We start from the raw sequence: 16,364 nt of genomic DNA, 5'->3' as shown, positions 1-16,364 counted from the left end.
GAGACCAAAAATGTCCGGATATTTGACCACACACGTCTTAGACACTGCACGCGGTGTTCCTGCTGAAGGAATAAAGATTGCGCTCTATCGTGTCAGTGGGAACAGCCACCGAAAGATCGCGGAAACCGTCACGAACGATGATGGCCGCACTGACAGCCCGATCCTTCCTGTCGGAGACTTCACAACCGGCACTTATGAACTGATCTTCTTTTGCGGCGATTACCTCGAGGCGACAGGTCAAGCCACCGGCGAGACCAAGTTCCTCAGTGAAATCCCGATCCGCTTTGGCATGGACGACGCGGACGCGCATTACCATGTGCCGCTGCTGCTATCGCCCTTTGGTTATTCCACCTATCGCGGCAGCTGAACGCTGGCTTGGGCAGCCTTCATGGCAGCCCCGACTCGCATCGTCATGAAATCCATAAACAGTCGTGTCTTCGGGTCCTGCCTGCGGCGGTGCGTATAAAGACAGGCCATTTGGATCGGTACAGGAGGGGATTTTTCGGCGACCGGAACCAACGCCCCCGAATTCAGGTGTTCGGCAACCTCAAACACAGGTTTGAGCGCGATACCTTCGCCTGCCAAGGCCCACTCGGTTAGCACATCACCGTCATCGCATTCATACCGCCCAGATACTCTGAACCGTTGCGGACCATCTTTGGTTTGTAGGCGCCATTGGAACTCGGGCGCGCCGGGGTAGCGCAGGTTTAGGCAGTTGTGTCCTTCATCTATCAGCGCTTGCCCGTCTGTCGGATTTCCACACTGTTCAACATAAGACGGCGCTGCCACCAACACCCGTTCACAATCCGCGACAGGTTTGATCCGCAGGTTGCTATCTGCCGGCTCGCCCAGAAAGAAAGAGATGTCCAACCCCTCGGTCGTGAGATCAACAGTGCGATCTGTCAGACGAAGCCGAATGTCGATCAACGGGTACTCGCGTCCGAACTCAGGCACCAAAGGCGCCAAGAACCTCCGCCCCACCCCAAGTGGTGCCGCCACATAAAGCGACCCCTTCGGATTGTCAGTGATCCCAGCCACCTGCCCTTCGGCGGCATCAACGGCGTCCAGTACGGCAACTGCGCCCGAATAAAACGCCCGCCCCTGTTCCGTCGCAGTAAGGCTGCGGGTCGTGCGTTGGAACAATCGAACGCTTAAATGTTCTTCAAGTGATGAAATTCGCGACGAAGTGACTGCAGGTGAGATGCGCAAATCCCGTCCGGCGGCTGACATGCTGCCCAACTCGTAGACGCGGACGAAGGTTCGGATATTATCGAGATAGGACATTGTTCTGCATTTCTTGATAGAGCGACGCGTTACTTCGGAATAGCAAAACAAAGCAGCCAAAGATAGGTTGTTGAAACAAGCCCTACCAATGAACGAGGACGAGAGATGTTTGACGCAGTGATTTTATGGGAATGGCTCGCATTCTCGGTCCGCTGGCTGCACGTGATTACAGCAATGGCGTGGATCGGGGCGTCGTTCTACTTTATCGCGCTCGACCTGATGCTAAAACCTGCCGACGACATGCCAGATGGGGCGTCCGGCGAAGAATGGGAAGTCCACGGCGGCGGGTTTTACCACACGACCAAATACATGGTCGCCCCTGCCCGATTGCCTGAACATCTGACATGGCACAAATGGCAAAGCTACTCGACGTGGCTGTCAGGCGCAGCCCTGCTAATGATCATCTATTGGGTCGGCGGAGAGCTTTATCTGATTGACACCGCCAAGGCCGACATCGCGCTTTGGCAAGGCATTGTGATCTCGGCACTTTCCCTTACGATTGGCTGGTTGCTTTATGATTTCATGTGTAAATCCGCGTTGGGCGAAAGCCCTACCCTGCTGATGGTTCTGCTGTTTGTCATTCTTGTGATCATGTCCTACGGCTATAACCAAGTCTTCACGGGTCGCGCCGCGATGCTGCATTTGGGCGCGTTCACCGCGACCATCATGACCGCAAATGTGTTCTTTATCATCATGCCCAACCAACGCATCGTGGTGAAAGACCTGCAAGAAGGCCGCACGCCGGATGCAAAATACGGCAAGATCGCCAAGCTGCGCAGCACCCATAACAACTACCTCACACTACCCGTCATCTTCTTGATGTTGTCCAACCACTATCCACTGTCCTTCGCGACGGACCATTCATGGATCATTGCCTCTTTGATCTTCCTGACGGGCGTCACAATCCGCCATTACTTCAACACCATGCACAAGACCGGGACCGGGCCGCACTGGACATGGGCCGCAACGGCCCTGTTGATGATCATCATTGCGTGGCTGTCCACAGCCAACATGTGGGACAGCTATGACGACGCGGAGGCCCGCGCGCTAACGCCGTATGAAGAGACGTTCGCGGCTGCAGACGGGTTTGACGATGCACATGATATCGTCATGGGACGCTGTTCTATGTGTCACTCGCGCGAACCCAGTTATTCTGACAGCATGCTCTGGGCGCCACGCGGTGTCCTGTTGGACACCTCCGCCGATATCGCCCGAAACGCCCGTGCCATCTATGTCCAAGCAGGCATTAGCCATGCCATGCCCCCTGCCAACATCACCTATATGTCCGATGAAGATCGCGCTGCAATTCGCAGCTGGTATCGCAATGCGGGTCAACTATAGGTGCTAAGCTTTTATTGCGAATAATTCGCAACTGCATTGACATCCCCTCAAACGGGTCCATAACTCCAAGAAACAATTCTTGGAGTTGCCCTCATGCCGACCCGCATCCTGCTTGGTGTTGCCGCCCTTTTGATCATCGCATTTCTTGTGGTCTCGCAGATGTTCTTTTCAACTCCGGAAACATCCGTCAGTTCAGAGAACCAAGCGGCTGAGTTTAAGGTCGTCACGACCTTTACCGTGATCGCTGACATGGCCCGCAATGTAGCAGGTGACGCTGCTACCGTTGAATCCATCACACGGGCGGGCGCTGAGATTCACGGCTACCAACCAACACCGCAGGACTTGGTGCGGGCCTCAGGTGCTGATTTGATTTTGTGGAATGGGATGAACCTCGAACTTTGGTTCGAGCAGTTCATGGACAATGTTGGTGACACACCTTCGGCCACGATCTCTGAAGGCATTACACCCATGTCGATTTCGGAAGGTTCCTATGAGGGTTTACCAAACCCACACGCTTGGATGGGCTTGAACAACGCGCTTATCTACATCGACAATATTGCCGCCGCGATGAGCGAGCATGATCCAGACAATGCAGAGACATACGCCGCAAACGCAGCAACCTATAAAGACGAAATTACCGCGGCGATTGCACCCCTGCGCGACCAGATCATGGCGATCCCCGAAGACAAGCGTTGGTTGGTCACTTGCGAAGGTGCGTTCAGCTACATCGCCGATGATTTCGGCCTGAAAGAAGCCTACCTATGGCCCATGAACGCCGATCAGACCGGCACGCCACAACAGGTGCGCAGTGTCATCGACACCGTAATCGCCAACGACATCCCTGCCGTATTCTGCGAAAGTACCGTAAACACTGACCCGGCCGCACAAGTGGCGCGCGAAACTGGCGCGGCTTATGGTGGCGTGCTGTATGTTGACTCACTATCGCTTGCGGATGGCCCTGTGCCGACCTACCTCGACCTGCTGCGCGTCACGACACAAACCATCGTAGATGGATTGACCCAATGAATTTGCCCCCTCCCGCGCCGCACCAGACCAGCAAGAACCAAGCAGGTCTTTATGCGGATGGCCTAACGGTGACCTACCGAAACGGTGTCACCGCGCTGCGCGACGCAAGTTTTGCAATCCCCCGTGGCACTATCGCGGCCCTTGTTGGTGTGAACGGCGCAGGGAAATCGACTTTGTTCAAGGCGATCATGGGGTTTCTGCCTGCCGCCGCTGGTGAAATCGGTGTGCTTGGCCAGACAGTGCGCCAAGCCATCAAAGCGGGCATCGTGGCTTACGTTCCACAAGCAGAAGAAGTCGATTGGTCCTTCCCGGTGTTGGTCGAAGACGTGGTGATGATGGGCCGCTATGGCCACATGGGGCCACTCCGCCGCCCCAAAGCCGCCGACCACGAAGCCGTCACTGACGCCCTTGCCCGCGTTGGCATGACAGAATTCCGTGACCGCCAGATTGGCGAACTCTCGGGCGGGCAACGTAAACGTGTTTTCCTCGCTCGCGCTTTGGCCCAGAACGGGCAGGTTATTTTGCTAGATGAACCCTTTACCGGCGTCGATGTTCAGACCGAAGAGGCGATCATTACATTATTACGTGAATTGCGTGACGAAGGCCGTGTGATGCTGGTCAGCACCCACAACCTCGGCTCTGTGCCGGAGTTTTGTGACCAAACTGTCTTGGTCAAAGCCACGGTTCTAAACTTCGGACCGACCGAAGAGGTCTTCACCAAAGACAACCTCGAAGCAGCCTTTGGCGGCGTGCTGCGCCACTTCGTGCTGGGCGGCGACGATCTGCATGACGATGACGACGAACGCAAAGTCACGATCCTGACCGACGATGAACGTCCCTTTGTTATCTACGACGACCAAACCCGCACACAGGCTGACAAAGAATGACGGCGCTGCTGGAACCGTTCACATATACCTTCATGCTAAACGCGATGTTCGTTTCGGCTTTGGTCGGGGCAGTTTGCGCGTTTCTGTCATGTTATCTGATGCTTAAAGGCTGGTCTTTAATCGGTGATGCCTTGTCGCACTCCATCGTGCCGGGTGTTGCCGGGGCCTATATGCTGGGTCTGCCCTTTGCCTTGGGCGCATTCCTTTCTGGCGGTCTGGCGGCGGCGGCGATGATGTTTCTAAACCAGCGCACTGGATTAAAAGAAGACGCCGTTATCGGCCTGATCTTCACCAGTTTCTTCGGGTTAGGGTTGTTCATGGTGTCCGTGTCCCCTGTGGCGGTAGATGTGCAAACGATCATCCTTGGCAATATCCTTGCAATCACGCCGAGCGATACGATTCAATTGGCAGTAATTGGTGTGGTCTGTCTGTTGGTCCTGATCGCCAAGTGGAAAGACCTAATGGTGTCCTTCTTTGACGAAAACCACGCGCGATCCATCGGGTTGCGCCCTGAACGTCTTCGGTTCTTATTCTTTGTACTGCTGTCTGCGGCCTGCGTTGCCGCCCTGCAGACAGTGGGTGCGTTTCTTGTGATCGCCATGGTCATTACACCGGGCGCGACTGCATATCTTCTCAGCGACCGTTTCCCGCGCCTTTTGGTTATTGCTGTCTTAATCGGCTCCCTCTCCAGCTTTTTCGGCGCATACCTGTCCTATTTTTTAAATGGTGCCACGGGCGGCGTGATCATCTGTCTGCAAACCGCAATCTTCCTAGCAGCGTTCTTCTTTGCGCCTAAACACGGTTTGATCGCACACCGCAGACGCGCAGCCGAGGCGTTACACACATGACTGATCTCCTCCTGCCGTTCCAATTCCCCTTCATGCACGGCGCGTTCTACATCGCGCTGCTGATTGGGCCGCCAACGGCGTTGCTGTCATGTTTCCTCGTGCTTAAAGGTTGGTCTTTGATGGGAGACGCGGTGTCCCACGCCGTTCTTCCGGGCGTCGTTCTTGCCTATATCGTCGGGCTGCCGTTGATCGTCGGGGCCTTCATTGCAGGCATGGTATGTTCTCTGCTGACTGGATACCTAGACGCGAACAGTCGCGTGCGACAGGACACCGTGATGGGCGTGGTCTTTTCAGGCATGTTTGGGTTTGGTTTAGTTCTGTACACCAAGATCGAAACCAATGTGCATCTCGACCATATCTTGTTTGGCAATATGTTGGGCGTCACCGCCAGCGATCTTTGGACGTCGGGTATCATTGGTATACTGGTGTCGGCGGCCTTGTTAATTGGCTGGAAAGACCTGTTGCTACACGCCTTTGACCCCGCCCAAGCCCGCGCTATCGGGTTGCCTGTGAACTTGTTGCACTACGGATTGTTGGTCATCCTTTCGCTGACAATCGTCGCAACACTAAAGGCTGTCGGTCTGATCCTTGCTATTGGTTTGCTGATCGCCCCGGGAGCAGTAGCATTCCTCCTGACACGGCAATTCAAGCACATGTTGTGGGTGTCTGTGCTGGTTTCGACGTCTTCGCTGTTGGCGGGTGTCTACCTTAGCTTCTGGATAGGCTCGGACCCAGGCCCGACTGTAATCTTGGTGATGACCGCGCTGTTTATGGCGGCTTTCGTCAGCCGATTGATCCGCAATAGATCACAGGAAACAAGCGCAGTCTAATCAGTAGGTATGGGCACAAACGACAGGCTGCGCCCACGCGCGATTAGACAAATGGGACCAGCCCTGCAAAACTAACGCAAACGTACCACTGCAAAGGCCCCGTCTATGAAATATTCCCTGATCGTCACTCTTCTGGCCGCAGCCCCAGCACTCGCAGATTGCCCCGTTGCAGCAGACCTTGAAACGGGCATTCGCGTCACGGAATCCGACGGCACGACTAACACGTTCAGGCTCATCGACGACGGGATCGTGCAAAACGATGGTGTCGCGACCGACGGATATACCTACCGCAACCTACTCGCGCAGGGCACCCATTTGATCGGCCTGAGTGACACGGAAAACGGCAATGACATCCCTGATACGGTTCGCACGATGACTTATGCCTTTGCCCCCGCCGGTATGCCGATCCCCGAAGCCTCAAGCTCCCGGTCGTATCAGACGACCGTGACCAGCCCAACGAGCGTATACCCCGAAACGCAAACTCAGGCTTGGGGCGCCATGACCACCCTCACCATCGGGGACTGCACCTACGATATGATCCCCGGAAAGCTGACATACACCAACACAGATTATGTTGTTTACGAAGGGCTTTATTATCTGCCTGACGTCGGGCTTGGCTTGCTGCATAGCTATCAAATTCAGGGCGATCCCGTTGATCGCTACCAAGCAATCAAGATCGAAGCGCTGCAATGACCGCACTGGCATTGCTTGCCTCGGCAGGGCTGATCGTTATTGCGGCTGTCCATCTTCTTTGGGCGCTTGGGTATTGGTGGCCAATCAAAGACGAGACAGAATTGGCCCGCGCCGTCGTTGGCACCAAAGGCATTGAGAAAATGCCGAATGCTGCCGCCTGCTCAATGGTGGTTGTCGCCCTTCTATTTGCGGCGGCTTGGCCGTGGTTTCCTGATGGGGCGCTGAAATCTCTCGGACTTCTCGGGATCGCGTTTGTGTTCCAAATCCGCGCTGCTGTGGCTTATGCGCCGTTCTGGAAACGCAATTCACCAGAACAACCCTTTCGCCGCTTGGATGAAACCTACTTCGCGCCGCTGTGCATCGGGTTTGGCGTGATATTCATGATTTTGGCCGCTCGGTCATTTTCTTAAACGCAAAAGGGCGACGCAATCGCGCCGCCCCTTTATAAATGCTGTCGCTCAGCCTTAGCTGGCAACCGCTTTCATAAAGCGATCACGGATAATCACAGGATCCATCGTGATGACAGGCATCTTGGCGTTGCCGCTGTCACATTTGACGACCATTACTGTACCTTTGCCGCTGTCGATGACCTCTTGCAGCTTGGCGCCGGTGTCTACGTCTTGTACTTCGATCACGTTTTCACACCCCGCGGCTTTCGCCATGGCGGCCAGATCGGTGCGCATCCCGGCATATGTCGGCTGATCGCCGGTTGAACCATAAGACCCGTTGTCGATGATCATCAGGATGTAGTTGGACGGCATGTTGTTCCCGATCGTCGGCAAGGTACCAAGGTTCGTCAAAACAGAACCGTCCCCGTCAATCGAGATCACAAGTTTGTCCTGCGCCAGCGCGAGGCCAAACCCGATACTTGATGCCAAACCCATCGTGCCCAGCATGTAGAAATTCGTCGGCTGATCATCGATGGCGTGCAGCTCTTGGCTTGGGATTCCGATGTTACAGACGACAAGTTCGTCGCGCAGGATCGGGGCGATTTCTTTCAGGATTTCAGATCTAATCATTGGTCGCCGTAGCCTCCCCAGAAAGACGCATCCGTCAGGATCGCCACAGGTTTGTTGCACATGAAGGTGTATTTCAGGATCGCATCGAGCTCATCCGCATCGCTTTCCTTATGGAAATGATATGTCGGGATGTGCAGCTGGTTCAGCAACGCTTTCGTGTGCACGGCCATTTCAACCTGACACGCCACAGGTTCGCGAAGCTCACCACGGTAAGAAATGATCATCGGCAACGGCATTCGGTAATACTGGGTCAGTGTCGCCAAAGTGTTGATCGTCACACCGATCGCGGTGTTTTGCATGATGATCGCGGGGCGCTTACCGCCCATCCAAGCACCAGCACAAAGGCCCATGCCTTCGTCTTCTTTGTTGGACGGGATGTGAAAAATCTCGTCGCGGGTTTCGACTTCTTCGATAACGCCCGCCAACTGCTTACAGGGGACGGTCGTAACGAACGAAACATCGTTCGCCACCAGATCGTCCACAATCTTTGTACTTATACTCAAGGTTCGCTCCTCCGCGAGATTTCATTAAATTCGTTTGCCATCAGGCTTCTGACGCCAAATCAAAGGTTTCATTCGGGAAATACTTGGCCAACCGCACATCAGCGGAACGAGCATGTCCCTCCATGCCTTCAAGCCGTGAAATACGCGCGGTCGCTTGTGCGACCCGCTTGGACCCGTCGCGGGTGGAACGCTGCCATGTGACCATTTTCATGTATTTATGAACGGAAAGACCGCCTGTGTAACCTGCCGCGCCTGATGTCGGCAAAACGTGGTTGGTCCCAGATGCCTTGTCCCCATAGGCAACGGTGGTTTCTTCACCCAAGAACAAGGATCCGTAGGCCGACAAACGATCAAGCCACCATTCCAGATCACGGGCTTGAACGGTCAAATGTTCAGGCGCGTATTCATCCGAACAGGCGGCCATATCTTCCCGGTCGGAACACAGAATGACTTCTGCGTAGTCTCGCCACGCCGCAAAAGCATTATCGCGGTTCATCTCTGGCAAGGCGTCGATCAAGGCAGGCACGCGGGCCATCACATCCTCGGCTAGGGCGCGATCATCCGTGACTAACCATACCGGTGAATTATACCCATGTTCCGCCTGCCCGACCAAGTCAGTCGCCACAATATGCGCATCGGCCGTCTTATCCGCCAAAATAAGGCTATCAGTCGGTCCTGCGACCATGTCGATCCCGACGCCACCAAACAGGATTCGTTTTGCTTCGGCGACATATTGGTTGCCTGGCCCTACAAGGATATTCGCCTTGGGTAACCCAAACAGTCCGTAATTCATTGCTGCAATTGCCTGCACTCCGCCCATAGCCATGATGGTATCGGCACCACAAATATGCGCGGCGTAGACGATCGCTGACGGCAGGCCGATCTCTGGTCGTGGTGGCGAAGCCGCCGTGATGTGGTTGCAGCCCGCAACTTTGGCGGTGGTCACGGTCATAATCGCACTCGCCACATGACTGAACCGCCCACCAGGCACGTAACACCCTGCCGCGGCAACTGGAATCGCCTTTTGCCCCGCGATCAGTCCGGGTTGAACTTCGAATTGGATGTCCTGAACACTGGCCTTTTGTGCCTCTGCAAAGCGGCGCACGTTGTCATGGGCGAACAGGATATCGTCCTTCAGTTTTTGCGGAACCTGATCGCAAGCCGCCGCGATCTCCTCTTTGGTCAGGACAACATTGCCTTCGTACTTATCAAGCGTGCGCGCGTATTCACGGGCTTTGTCATCACCACCCGTTTCAATGTCACTCAAAATATCTTGCACAATTTCGGAGACGTCCGATGCACCGGACTGCGCCGTCAGCGTCGCCTTCTTGAGGTAGTCACGTGCCATCAACTAATTCCTTCACGAGTACAGCATGTTCTAAAGGGTATCGTCACTGTCTCGGCGTTTCATTTAGGACCACAGGCATGGATCATACCGGACTTCACCAATCACCACCGAATCTGCCACGATGTAAGCCTTTACTTTCGATTCATGCAAGCCTTTACATTGAACCCCGTCAAAAGGCCTCTATAACGGTTGTAGGCATCCCCACCGTCGCCGCGATCAACATCTTGAGTGTCCTATGACAAACAATCCGACCCCTACCCTTTATGATGTGTCTGAAAAGGCTGGCGTTTCGACGGCAACTGTATCGCGGGCGCTGAACTTTCCGGATCGAGTTGCTGAAAAAACGCGCAAACGTGTGATGGATGCAGTAACGGCGCTGGGATATTCGCCTAACTTTGGCGCACGTGCCATGGCGTCCCGTCGAACCAATACCATAGGTGCAGTCATCCCGACGATGGCAAACGCGATGTTTGCCCGCGGCCTGCAAGCCTTTGAAGAAGAACTGCGCCGCCACGGGTTCACGATGCTTGTGGCCAGCACGTCTTACCAACCCAACATCGAGATTGATCAAATTCGCTCTCTCGTTGCGCGTGGGGCTGACGGTCTTTTACTCATTGGTCATCACCGCGACCCTGAAATCTATGATTTCCTAAAGGCACAAGACGTGCCCACCCTTGTGACTTGGGCCTATGATCCAAGTGAACCGCGGCCGTCCGTCGGGTTTGACAACCGTGTCGCTATGAAAGCGATGGCAAACGAAGTGATTAAGATGGGGCACACAAAAATCGCGCTCATCTCCGGTGAATCGTCACTGAACGACCGTGCAGATGCGCGTATTCACGGGGTCGAGGATGCGATGGCTGATGCAGGTCTGGACCCGTCAGACCTTAACATCCATGAAACCACTTTTGGAATCGAAGAAGGCGCGCGCGGATTTGATGCGGTGATGATGAGCATGCCGCGCCCGACAGCAATCATGTGTTCCGCGGACGTTTTGGCGGTCGGGGCGATGCGCCGCGCCCGTGAGCTCGGTATCTCTGTTCCCGATGACGTTTCGATTACGGGGTTTGACGACCTCGAGCTGGCTCAAGTGGTTCATCCTCCGCTGACGACTGTCTTTGTGCCGCACGCCGAAATGGGTCGTCGGGCGGGCCTTGCTTTGGCACGGCAACTGAGTGACGGTACGCCAATGGGCACCACCGAACTGGCAACCCAGCCAATCTTGCGCGGGACGCTCGCGCCACCGAAAAACGGGAAATCATCCTAAAATGCAGCCCCATCACGACTATGATTTGATCGTCGCAGGCGCAGGCATGGTTGGGATGTCCACTGCACTTTGGGCTCAGAGCGAAGGGCTGCGGGTTGTAGTATGTGACCCAAACCCTGCTGGATCCGGCACGACGTCCGGGTCCGCATGTGTGATCGCCACCTACGCCTGCAATCCCGTGAATAGCCCGTCTATTATCAAATCCTTACCCACGTTACTGACCAGCCCAGACAGTCCCCTTAGTTTTAACTTGATGCACGGTTTGAAGAATCCAGCTTGGATGCTGTCTTTCCTCAACAACTGTCGCCCCACGCGGGTGGACCATATCGCTAACGCCCTTGCGGGATTGCTTGCCCATACAAACGACGGGCTGAACCCGTTGATTGCATTGGCGGACGCCCAAGACCTCATCATCGAGAACGACTGCCTTTATGTTTGGTCCACCGCTTCGGGTCATGCTGCGTCCCTTCCGAGTGAGGCCCGTCGCGCCAGCCTTGGCGTACAGTCTGAAGACCTCTCACCAAGCGATATCCAATCCTTGGAACCCAACATTCGCCTGCCGCTCCATCGCGGCCTCCGGTTCAAGGGCGCGCGCCATATCGCATCCCCGCAAGAGCTTGTGTCGCGTATGCACCGCAAGTTCACAGTGCTAGGTGGGACAACCCTGCCGCAAACAATCCTTAGCTCTATTGCCGACGCGGATGGCGTCACCGCTCAATTGAGCGACAACACGCCAATCCGCGCGTCACGGCTGGTCGTCGCTGCGGGCGCGCGATCCCGTGACATCAAAGGCAGCGGAGCCGAAAAATTACCGCTTGGGACCGAGCGCGGGTATCACATTCTTTACGAAAACCATCGCAATCTACTTTCACGCCCAGTGGGTTGGGCAGAAGCCGGGTTTTACGCGACCCCCATGGCGGACGGCCTACGTGTCGCTGGCACCGTTGAAATCAACGCAACTGATGCGCCGTTCAACCAAAAGCGCACGGCCTATCTGACCCGCAAATCCCATGACATGTTCGGCGACCTTGGGGCACCTGATAGTGAATGGCTTGGTCACCGCCCGACGATGCCGGACTCGCTACCGGTGATCGGACATTCAAACAAATCGGATCGCATTATCATGGCGTTCGGGCATCAACACATCGGCCTGACACTCGGCGGCATCACAGGAAAGATCGCAACAGACCTCGCACAAGGGCGCAAACCATCCTGTGACATCACGGCGTTCTCAGCGGATCGTTTCTAAATGTGGATTAAACTGGTGCCGGGAGGGAGAATTGAACTCCCGACCTCGTCATTACCAATGACGCGCTGCTACCACTGAGCTACCCCGGCATACCAACGGCGTGTTACACCGCAAGTGTTGGTCCTGCAAGACCGGAAAATGCTACTCTCCTAACGCAACATTCTCGTTCCCCAGCTCTCTTCCCCATCTTGGGTTTAACAGTCGGGAAACTGCATATATTCTAGCACTTAGAACGCCGCCGCCTTACCCTCAACAAAGAAGGGCGCTGTCTCTGAGCCACAGCAGCGTTCGATGAGCGCGGAAGTAGAGACAAATATCGGTTCTTGCAAGCCCTCTCTGGACGGTTTTTACGCACTCAGGTAACAAGCATCATGAACAACAAATCGCAACCGACACAGGCCCAAATACGGGAAGACCGTTTAAAAGCCGCATTGAAGGCCAACTTGGGTCGGCGTAAGGCGCAAGCGCGCGCCAAAGCAGAAAAACAAGCGGATGAAAAACCCGCGCAAGGGAAAGAGTAACAGGCATGGATTCCATCGTAGTAAAGGGCGGCAAGTCGCTGTCAGGAAAAATCGAAATTGCAGGTGCGAAGAACGCCGCACTTACATTGATGCCCGCGACATTGCTGAGCGATGAACCACTGACATTAACCAACACGCCGCGTCTGTCAGACATTAAGACCATGACGTTGCTGCTGGAATCTTTGGGTGCCGAAATTTCATCCCTGCAAGACGGCAAAGTCCAGACCATGTCCTGTCACGGTGCGGTCAACACGACAGCCGACTACGAAATCGTGCGCAAGATGCGCGCATCCAACCTTGTGCTTGGCCCGCTTCTGGCCCGCGAAGGCCACGCGATCGTATCCCTTCCTGGCGGATGTGCAATCGGCGCACGTCCGATGGACATCCACACAGATGGCCTTGCAAAAATGGGCGCTGAGATTGACCTAAAAGACGGCTATCTGCACGCCAAGGCGGATGGCGGCAAACTGAAGGGCGCGGTGATTGATTTTCCGTTTGCGTCCGTTGGGGCGACCGAAAACATCATGATGGCCGCAACTTTGGCCAAAGGCACGACCGTTATCAACAACGCCGCACGTGAACCTGAAATCGTCGATCTGGCGGATTGCCTGCGTAAAATGGGAGCCCAGATTGAAGGTGACGGCACATCCAGCATCACCATCCAAGGCGTTGACCGTTTGCACGGTGCGACCCATCCTGTTGTGACCGACCGTATCGAACTTGGCACTTACATGCTTGCCCCCGTAATCGCTGGTGGTGAAGTCGAATGCCTTGGTGGCAAGTTGTCCTTGGTCGGCGCGTTCTGTGAAAAACTGGATGCCGCTGGCGTGTCCGTTGAAGAAACCAAAACCGGCCTGAAGGTAAAACTAAAGGGCGACCGCCCGAAAGCCGTCGACGTTACAACAGAACCCTTCCCTGGTTTCCCTACAGATTTGCAGGCGCAGATGATGGCGATGCTTTGCTTTGCCGACGGCACATCGGTTCTTGAAGAGAAAATCTTTGAAAACCGCTTTATGCATGCCCCTGAACTAGAACGTATGGGCGCACATATCGAAGTGCATGGCGGCACCGCTACTGTAACGGGCGTCGACAAAATGAAAGGTGCACCTGTGATGGCGACCGATCTGCGCGCGTCTGTGTCTTTGATCCTTGCGGGTCTAAAGGCCGAAGGCGAAACCCAAGTGAACCGAGTCTACCACCTTGATCGCGGCTACGAAGACGTGGCCGGCAAGCTTGGCGGTGTTGGCGCAGATATTGAACGGGTCCCTGGATCGTGAGTGACGCAACCTTTGAAGACGGCGCAGAAAAGCCGCTACGGCTTAAGGCACTAGACGGCGAAGACTTGGGCGTTCTTTCGGGCCTGATCCAAGACGCGATCTTTCCCGCAACCGAAATCAAATGGGACCGCACGGCACGCCGCTTTGCGATCCTCTTGAATCGTTTCCGCTGGGAAGACGCCCCCAAAGCCGAAGCCCGTAACCGCACCTACGAACGGGTGCAGTCGGTCATCGTCATCGAAGACGCAATGGCCGTTCAAAGCCAAGGCGTCGACCCGCGTGACAAAGACATGGTATTATCCATCTTGTCCGTGTCATTTGATAAGGGCACCGACGGCGGCGGCTATGTGGAACTTACTCTGGCAGGCGACGGTGCAATCCGCGTGCAGGTAGAGGCATTGGAAGTCATTCTTAAGGACGTCACACGCCCCTATGGCGCCCCGTCTAAAGCCAAACCAGAACACGACGCTTAAGGTATTAATATGCCACAGTTTTTAGACACATCGAACCCTTCGTTCGAACAAGCATTCCTCGACCTTTTGGGCGCAAAACGGGAAGACAGCCCTGATGTAGATGCCGTCGTCGCGGACATTATCGCTGATGTTCGTGCACGTGGTGATGAGGCCGTTCTTGATTTGACAGCAAAGTTTGACCGCCTCGAATTGGGCGCAGCCGACCTGCGCTTCAGCGAGGCCGAGATTGAGGACTATAGCGCGCAAGTCAGCAGCGATGATCGTGCCGCACTCGAACTCGCTGCGGATCGGATTCGCGCCTACCACAGCCGCCAAATGCCCAAAGACGAAAGTTGGACCGACGACGCTGGGGCAATGCTCGGCTGGCGCTGGACAGCCGTGTCTGCTGCGGGTCTTTATGTTCCGGGCGGCATTGCCACCTACCCCAGCAGCGTTCTGATGAATGCGATCCCTGCCAAAGTGGCTGGTGTTGGACGTCTGGCAATGGTCGTGCCAACGCCAGATGGCGCGGTAAACCCTCTGGTGTTGCTGGCGGCACGTATTGCGGGTGTTGACGAAATATACCGCATTGGCGGCGCACAGGCCGTTGCTGCATTGGCTTATGGTACTGACACAATCGCGCCTGTCGACAAAATCACTGGACCGGGCAATGCCTTTGTTGCCGCCGCCAAGAGACGCGTTTTTGGCAAGGTTGGCATCGACATGATTGCTGGGCCTTCGGAAATCCTCGTGATTGCAGACAAAGACAACAATCCTGATTGGATCGCGCTTGATCTGTTGAGCCAAGCTGAACACGACGAAAGCGCCCAAAGCATCCTGATCACGGACGATGCCGCATTCGGTCAGGCTGTTGCAGATGCTGTTGAAATCCGCCTGCAAACGCTGGAACGCCGTGCTGTCGCCGGACCTAGCTGGCGGGACTATGGGGCGATAATTACTGTCAAAGACATGGATGAAGCCGTTGTTCTATCCGACAGAATCGCACCAGAACACTTGGAACTTTGCGTTGCAGATGCCGACGGGCTGGCCACGAAAGTCACACACGCTGGCGCAATCTTTATCGGCGCTTGGACCCCGGAAGCGATCGGCGACTACGTTGGCGGGCCGAACCACGTTCTGCCAACTGCGCGTTCCGCGCGGTTCTCTAGCGGGCTGTCTGTCATGGATTTCATCAAACGAACAACGTTGTCGCGCATGACGCCTGATGCCCTTGCGGCGATTGGTCCCGCAGCGGAACGGCTTGCCATTTCCGAAAGTTTAGAGGCACATGGTCTAAGTGTTCGTGCGCGACTCGACCAAGTTAATAAGGACTAAACCCGTGGCCAAGATTATTCATATCGATCTAGACGATAGCGCCTTGGCCGCGCCAACAGCGGAAATAGAACAAGAACGCAAAGTCGCGATGTTCGACCTGTTGGAGGAAAACTCCTTTACGCTACCCGAACGGGACGGCAAGGTCCCACCTGCTGGTCCCTATCGTCTTGGACTTTCGATCCGTCAGAAACGTTTGGTGTTTGAAATCGCCACGGAAAATGGCGAACCCGCCGGTGAGTTCCATCTGTCGCTTGGGCCATTTCGACAGGTCGTTAAAGACTATTTCCAGATCTGCGAGAGCTACTTTGACGCCGTAAAGACCGCCGCACCCAGCCAAATTGAAACCATCGACATGGCACGGCGCGGCATCCACAACGAAGGCGCCCGCGTTCTTGAAGAACGGTTAGAGGGGAAAGCCGAGGTCGACAACGACACGGCCCGCCGCCTCTTCACTCTCATTTGCGTCCTGCATTTCGGAGGCTGA

19 protein-coding genes and 1 tRNA gene are annotated in these 16,364 nt (G+C 55.3%); 15 read left to right on the top strand and 5 right to left on the bottom strand.

The features are described from left to right. Positions 1–10: 10 nt before the first annotated feature. A complete protein-coding gene (gene uraH, locus L0666_RS10545; RefSeq protein ID WP_235261265.1) occupies positions 11–367 on the top strand; it encodes a hydroxyisourate hydrolase in 357 nt (118 codons plus the stop codon). Here uraH and L0666_RS10540 read toward each other — a convergent pair. Then, on the bottom strand, positions 352–1,284 hold the full coding sequence (locus L0666_RS10540) for a LysR family transcriptional regulator (protein WP_235261264.1): 933 nt from the start codon (positions 1,282–1,284) through the stop codon (positions 352–354). The genes uraH and L0666_RS10540 overlap by 16 nt on opposite strands. Positions 1,285–1,389: 105 nt before the next feature. Here L0666_RS10540 and L0666_RS10535 point away from each other — a divergent pair, with 105 nt between their 5' ends. From L0666_RS10535 to L0666_RS10505, 7 genes are all read left to right on the top strand, one after another. After that, on the top strand, positions 1,390–2,625 hold the full coding sequence (locus tag L0666_RS10535) for a urate hydroxylase PuuD (protein WP_235261263.1): 1,236 nt from the start codon (positions 1,390–1,392) through the stop codon (positions 2,623–2,625). Positions 2,626–2,784: 159 nt separating this feature from the next. Next, on the top strand, positions 2,785–3,651 hold the full coding sequence (locus L0666_RS10530; RefSeq protein ID WP_235261430.1) for a metal ABC transporter substrate-binding protein: 867 nt from the start codon (positions 2,785–2,787) through the stop codon (positions 3,649–3,651). Continuing rightward, positions 3,648–4,538 (top strand): manganese/iron ABC transporter ATP-binding protein, encoded by an 891-nt coding sequence (locus L0666_RS10525; RefSeq protein WP_235261262.1) that lies wholly within the window; start codon positions 3,648–3,650, stop codon positions 4,536–4,538. The genes L0666_RS10530 and L0666_RS10525 overlap by 4 nt, the downstream gene beginning before the upstream one ends. Further along, positions 4,535–5,386 (top strand): metal ABC transporter permease, encoded by an 852-nt coding sequence (locus L0666_RS10520; RefSeq protein WP_235261261.1) that lies wholly within the window; start codon positions 4,535–4,537, stop codon positions 5,384–5,386. The genes L0666_RS10525 and L0666_RS10520 overlap by 4 nt, the downstream gene beginning before the upstream one ends. Next, positions 5,383–6,216 (top strand): metal ABC transporter permease, encoded by an 834-nt coding sequence (locus L0666_RS10515; RefSeq protein WP_235261260.1) that lies wholly within the window; start codon positions 5,383–5,385, stop codon positions 6,214–6,216. The genes L0666_RS10520 and L0666_RS10515 overlap by 4 nt, the downstream gene beginning before the upstream one ends. 105 nt (positions 6,217–6,321) lie before the next feature. Next, positions 6,322–6,909, top strand: coding sequence for a hypothetical protein (locus tag L0666_RS10510; RefSeq protein ID WP_235261259.1), 588 nt, complete (start codon positions 6,322–6,324; stop codon positions 6,907–6,909). Then, positions 6,906–7,319 (top strand): DUF3995 domain-containing protein, encoded by a 414-nt coding sequence (locus tag L0666_RS10505; protein WP_235261258.1) that lies wholly within the window; start codon positions 6,906–6,908, stop codon positions 7,317–7,319. Before L0666_RS10510 ends, L0666_RS10505 begins: the two co-directional genes overlap by 4 nt. Positions 7,320–7,373: 54 nt before the next feature. On the opposite strand, the gene comE is transcribed toward L0666_RS10505, so the two are convergent. Genes comE through hisD (L0666_RS10490) form a run of 3 tightly spaced genes read right to left on the bottom strand, consistent with a single transcriptional unit; the run spans position 7,374 to position 9,779 of the window. Continuing rightward, positions 7,374–7,928, bottom strand: a complete 555-nt coding sequence (comE, locus tag L0666_RS10500; RefSeq protein ID WP_235261257.1) for a sulfopyruvate decarboxylase subunit beta — start codon at positions 7,926–7,928, stop codon at positions 7,374–7,376. After that, positions 7,925–8,431, bottom strand: coding sequence for a sulfopyruvate decarboxylase subunit alpha (gene comD, locus L0666_RS10495; RefSeq protein ID WP_235261256.1), 507 nt, complete (start codon positions 8,429–8,431; stop codon positions 7,925–7,927). Before comD ends, comE begins: the two co-directional genes overlap by 4 nt. A gap of 40 nt (positions 8,432–8,471) precedes the next feature. After that, positions 8,472–9,779 (bottom strand): histidinol dehydrogenase, encoded by a 1,308-nt coding sequence (gene hisD, locus L0666_RS10490; RefSeq protein WP_235261255.1) that lies wholly within the window; start codon positions 9,777–9,779, stop codon positions 8,472–8,474. Between the two features lie 235 nt (positions 9,780–10,014). Between hisD (L0666_RS10490) and L0666_RS10485 the strand changes: the two genes are divergently transcribed. Together L0666_RS10485 and L0666_RS10480 are read left to right on the top strand one after the other, a co-directional pair. Further along, positions 10,015–11,046, top strand: coding sequence for a LacI family DNA-binding transcriptional regulator (locus L0666_RS10485; protein ID WP_235261254.1), 1,032 nt, complete (start codon positions 10,015–10,017; stop codon positions 11,044–11,046). Between the two features lies 1 nt (position 11,047). Continuing rightward, a complete protein-coding gene (locus tag L0666_RS10480) occupies positions 11,048–12,295 on the top strand; it encodes an NAD(P)/FAD-dependent oxidoreductase (protein ID WP_235261253.1) in 1,248 nt (415 codons plus the stop codon). Between the two features lie 13 nt (positions 12,296–12,308). Here L0666_RS10480 and L0666_RS10475 read toward each other — a convergent pair. Then, positions 12,309–12,384: transfer RNA gene (locus L0666_RS10475), tRNA-Thr, on the bottom strand. A gap of 282 nt (positions 12,385–12,666) precedes the next feature. Between L0666_RS10475 and L0666_RS10470 the strand changes: the two genes are divergently transcribed. From L0666_RS10470 to L0666_RS10450, 5 genes are read left to right on the top strand one after another with little or no spacing between them, the layout of a single operon-like run. Further along, positions 12,667–12,816, top strand: a complete 150-nt coding sequence (locus L0666_RS10470) for a hypothetical protein (protein WP_235261252.1) — start codon at positions 12,667–12,669, stop codon at positions 12,814–12,816. 5 nt (positions 12,817–12,821) lie between these two features. Further along, positions 12,822–14,093 (top strand): UDP-N-acetylglucosamine 1-carboxyvinyltransferase, encoded by a 1,272-nt coding sequence (gene murA / locus L0666_RS10465; protein WP_216037493.1) that lies wholly within the window; start codon positions 12,822–12,824, stop codon positions 14,091–14,093. After that, positions 14,090–14,566 carry a DUF2948 family protein gene (locus L0666_RS10460; protein WP_235261251.1) on the top strand — a complete coding sequence of 159 codons (477 nt, stop codon included), beginning with the start codon at positions 14,090–14,092 and terminating at the stop codon, positions 14,564–14,566. The genes murA and L0666_RS10460 overlap by 4 nt, the downstream gene beginning before the upstream one ends. A gap of 9 nt (positions 14,567–14,575) precedes the next feature. Continuing rightward, entirely contained in the window at positions 14,576–15,880 is a 1,305-nt protein-coding gene (hisD, locus tag L0666_RS10455) for a histidinol dehydrogenase (protein ID WP_235261250.1), read from the top strand. Positions 15,881–15,884: 4 nt separating this feature from the next. Beyond that, entirely contained in the window at positions 15,885–16,364 is a 480-nt protein-coding gene (locus L0666_RS10450; RefSeq protein WP_235261249.1) for a UPF0262 family protein, read from the top strand.

It is taken from the genome of Octadecabacter algicola (assembly GCF_021532625.1).
GTDB lineage: Bacteria > Pseudomonadota > Alphaproteobacteria > Rhodobacterales > Rhodobacteraceae > Octadecabacter > Octadecabacter algicola.
Note: the sequence above shows the minus strand (reverse complement) of the source record. Positions and strands in the feature narration are given on the sequence as shown.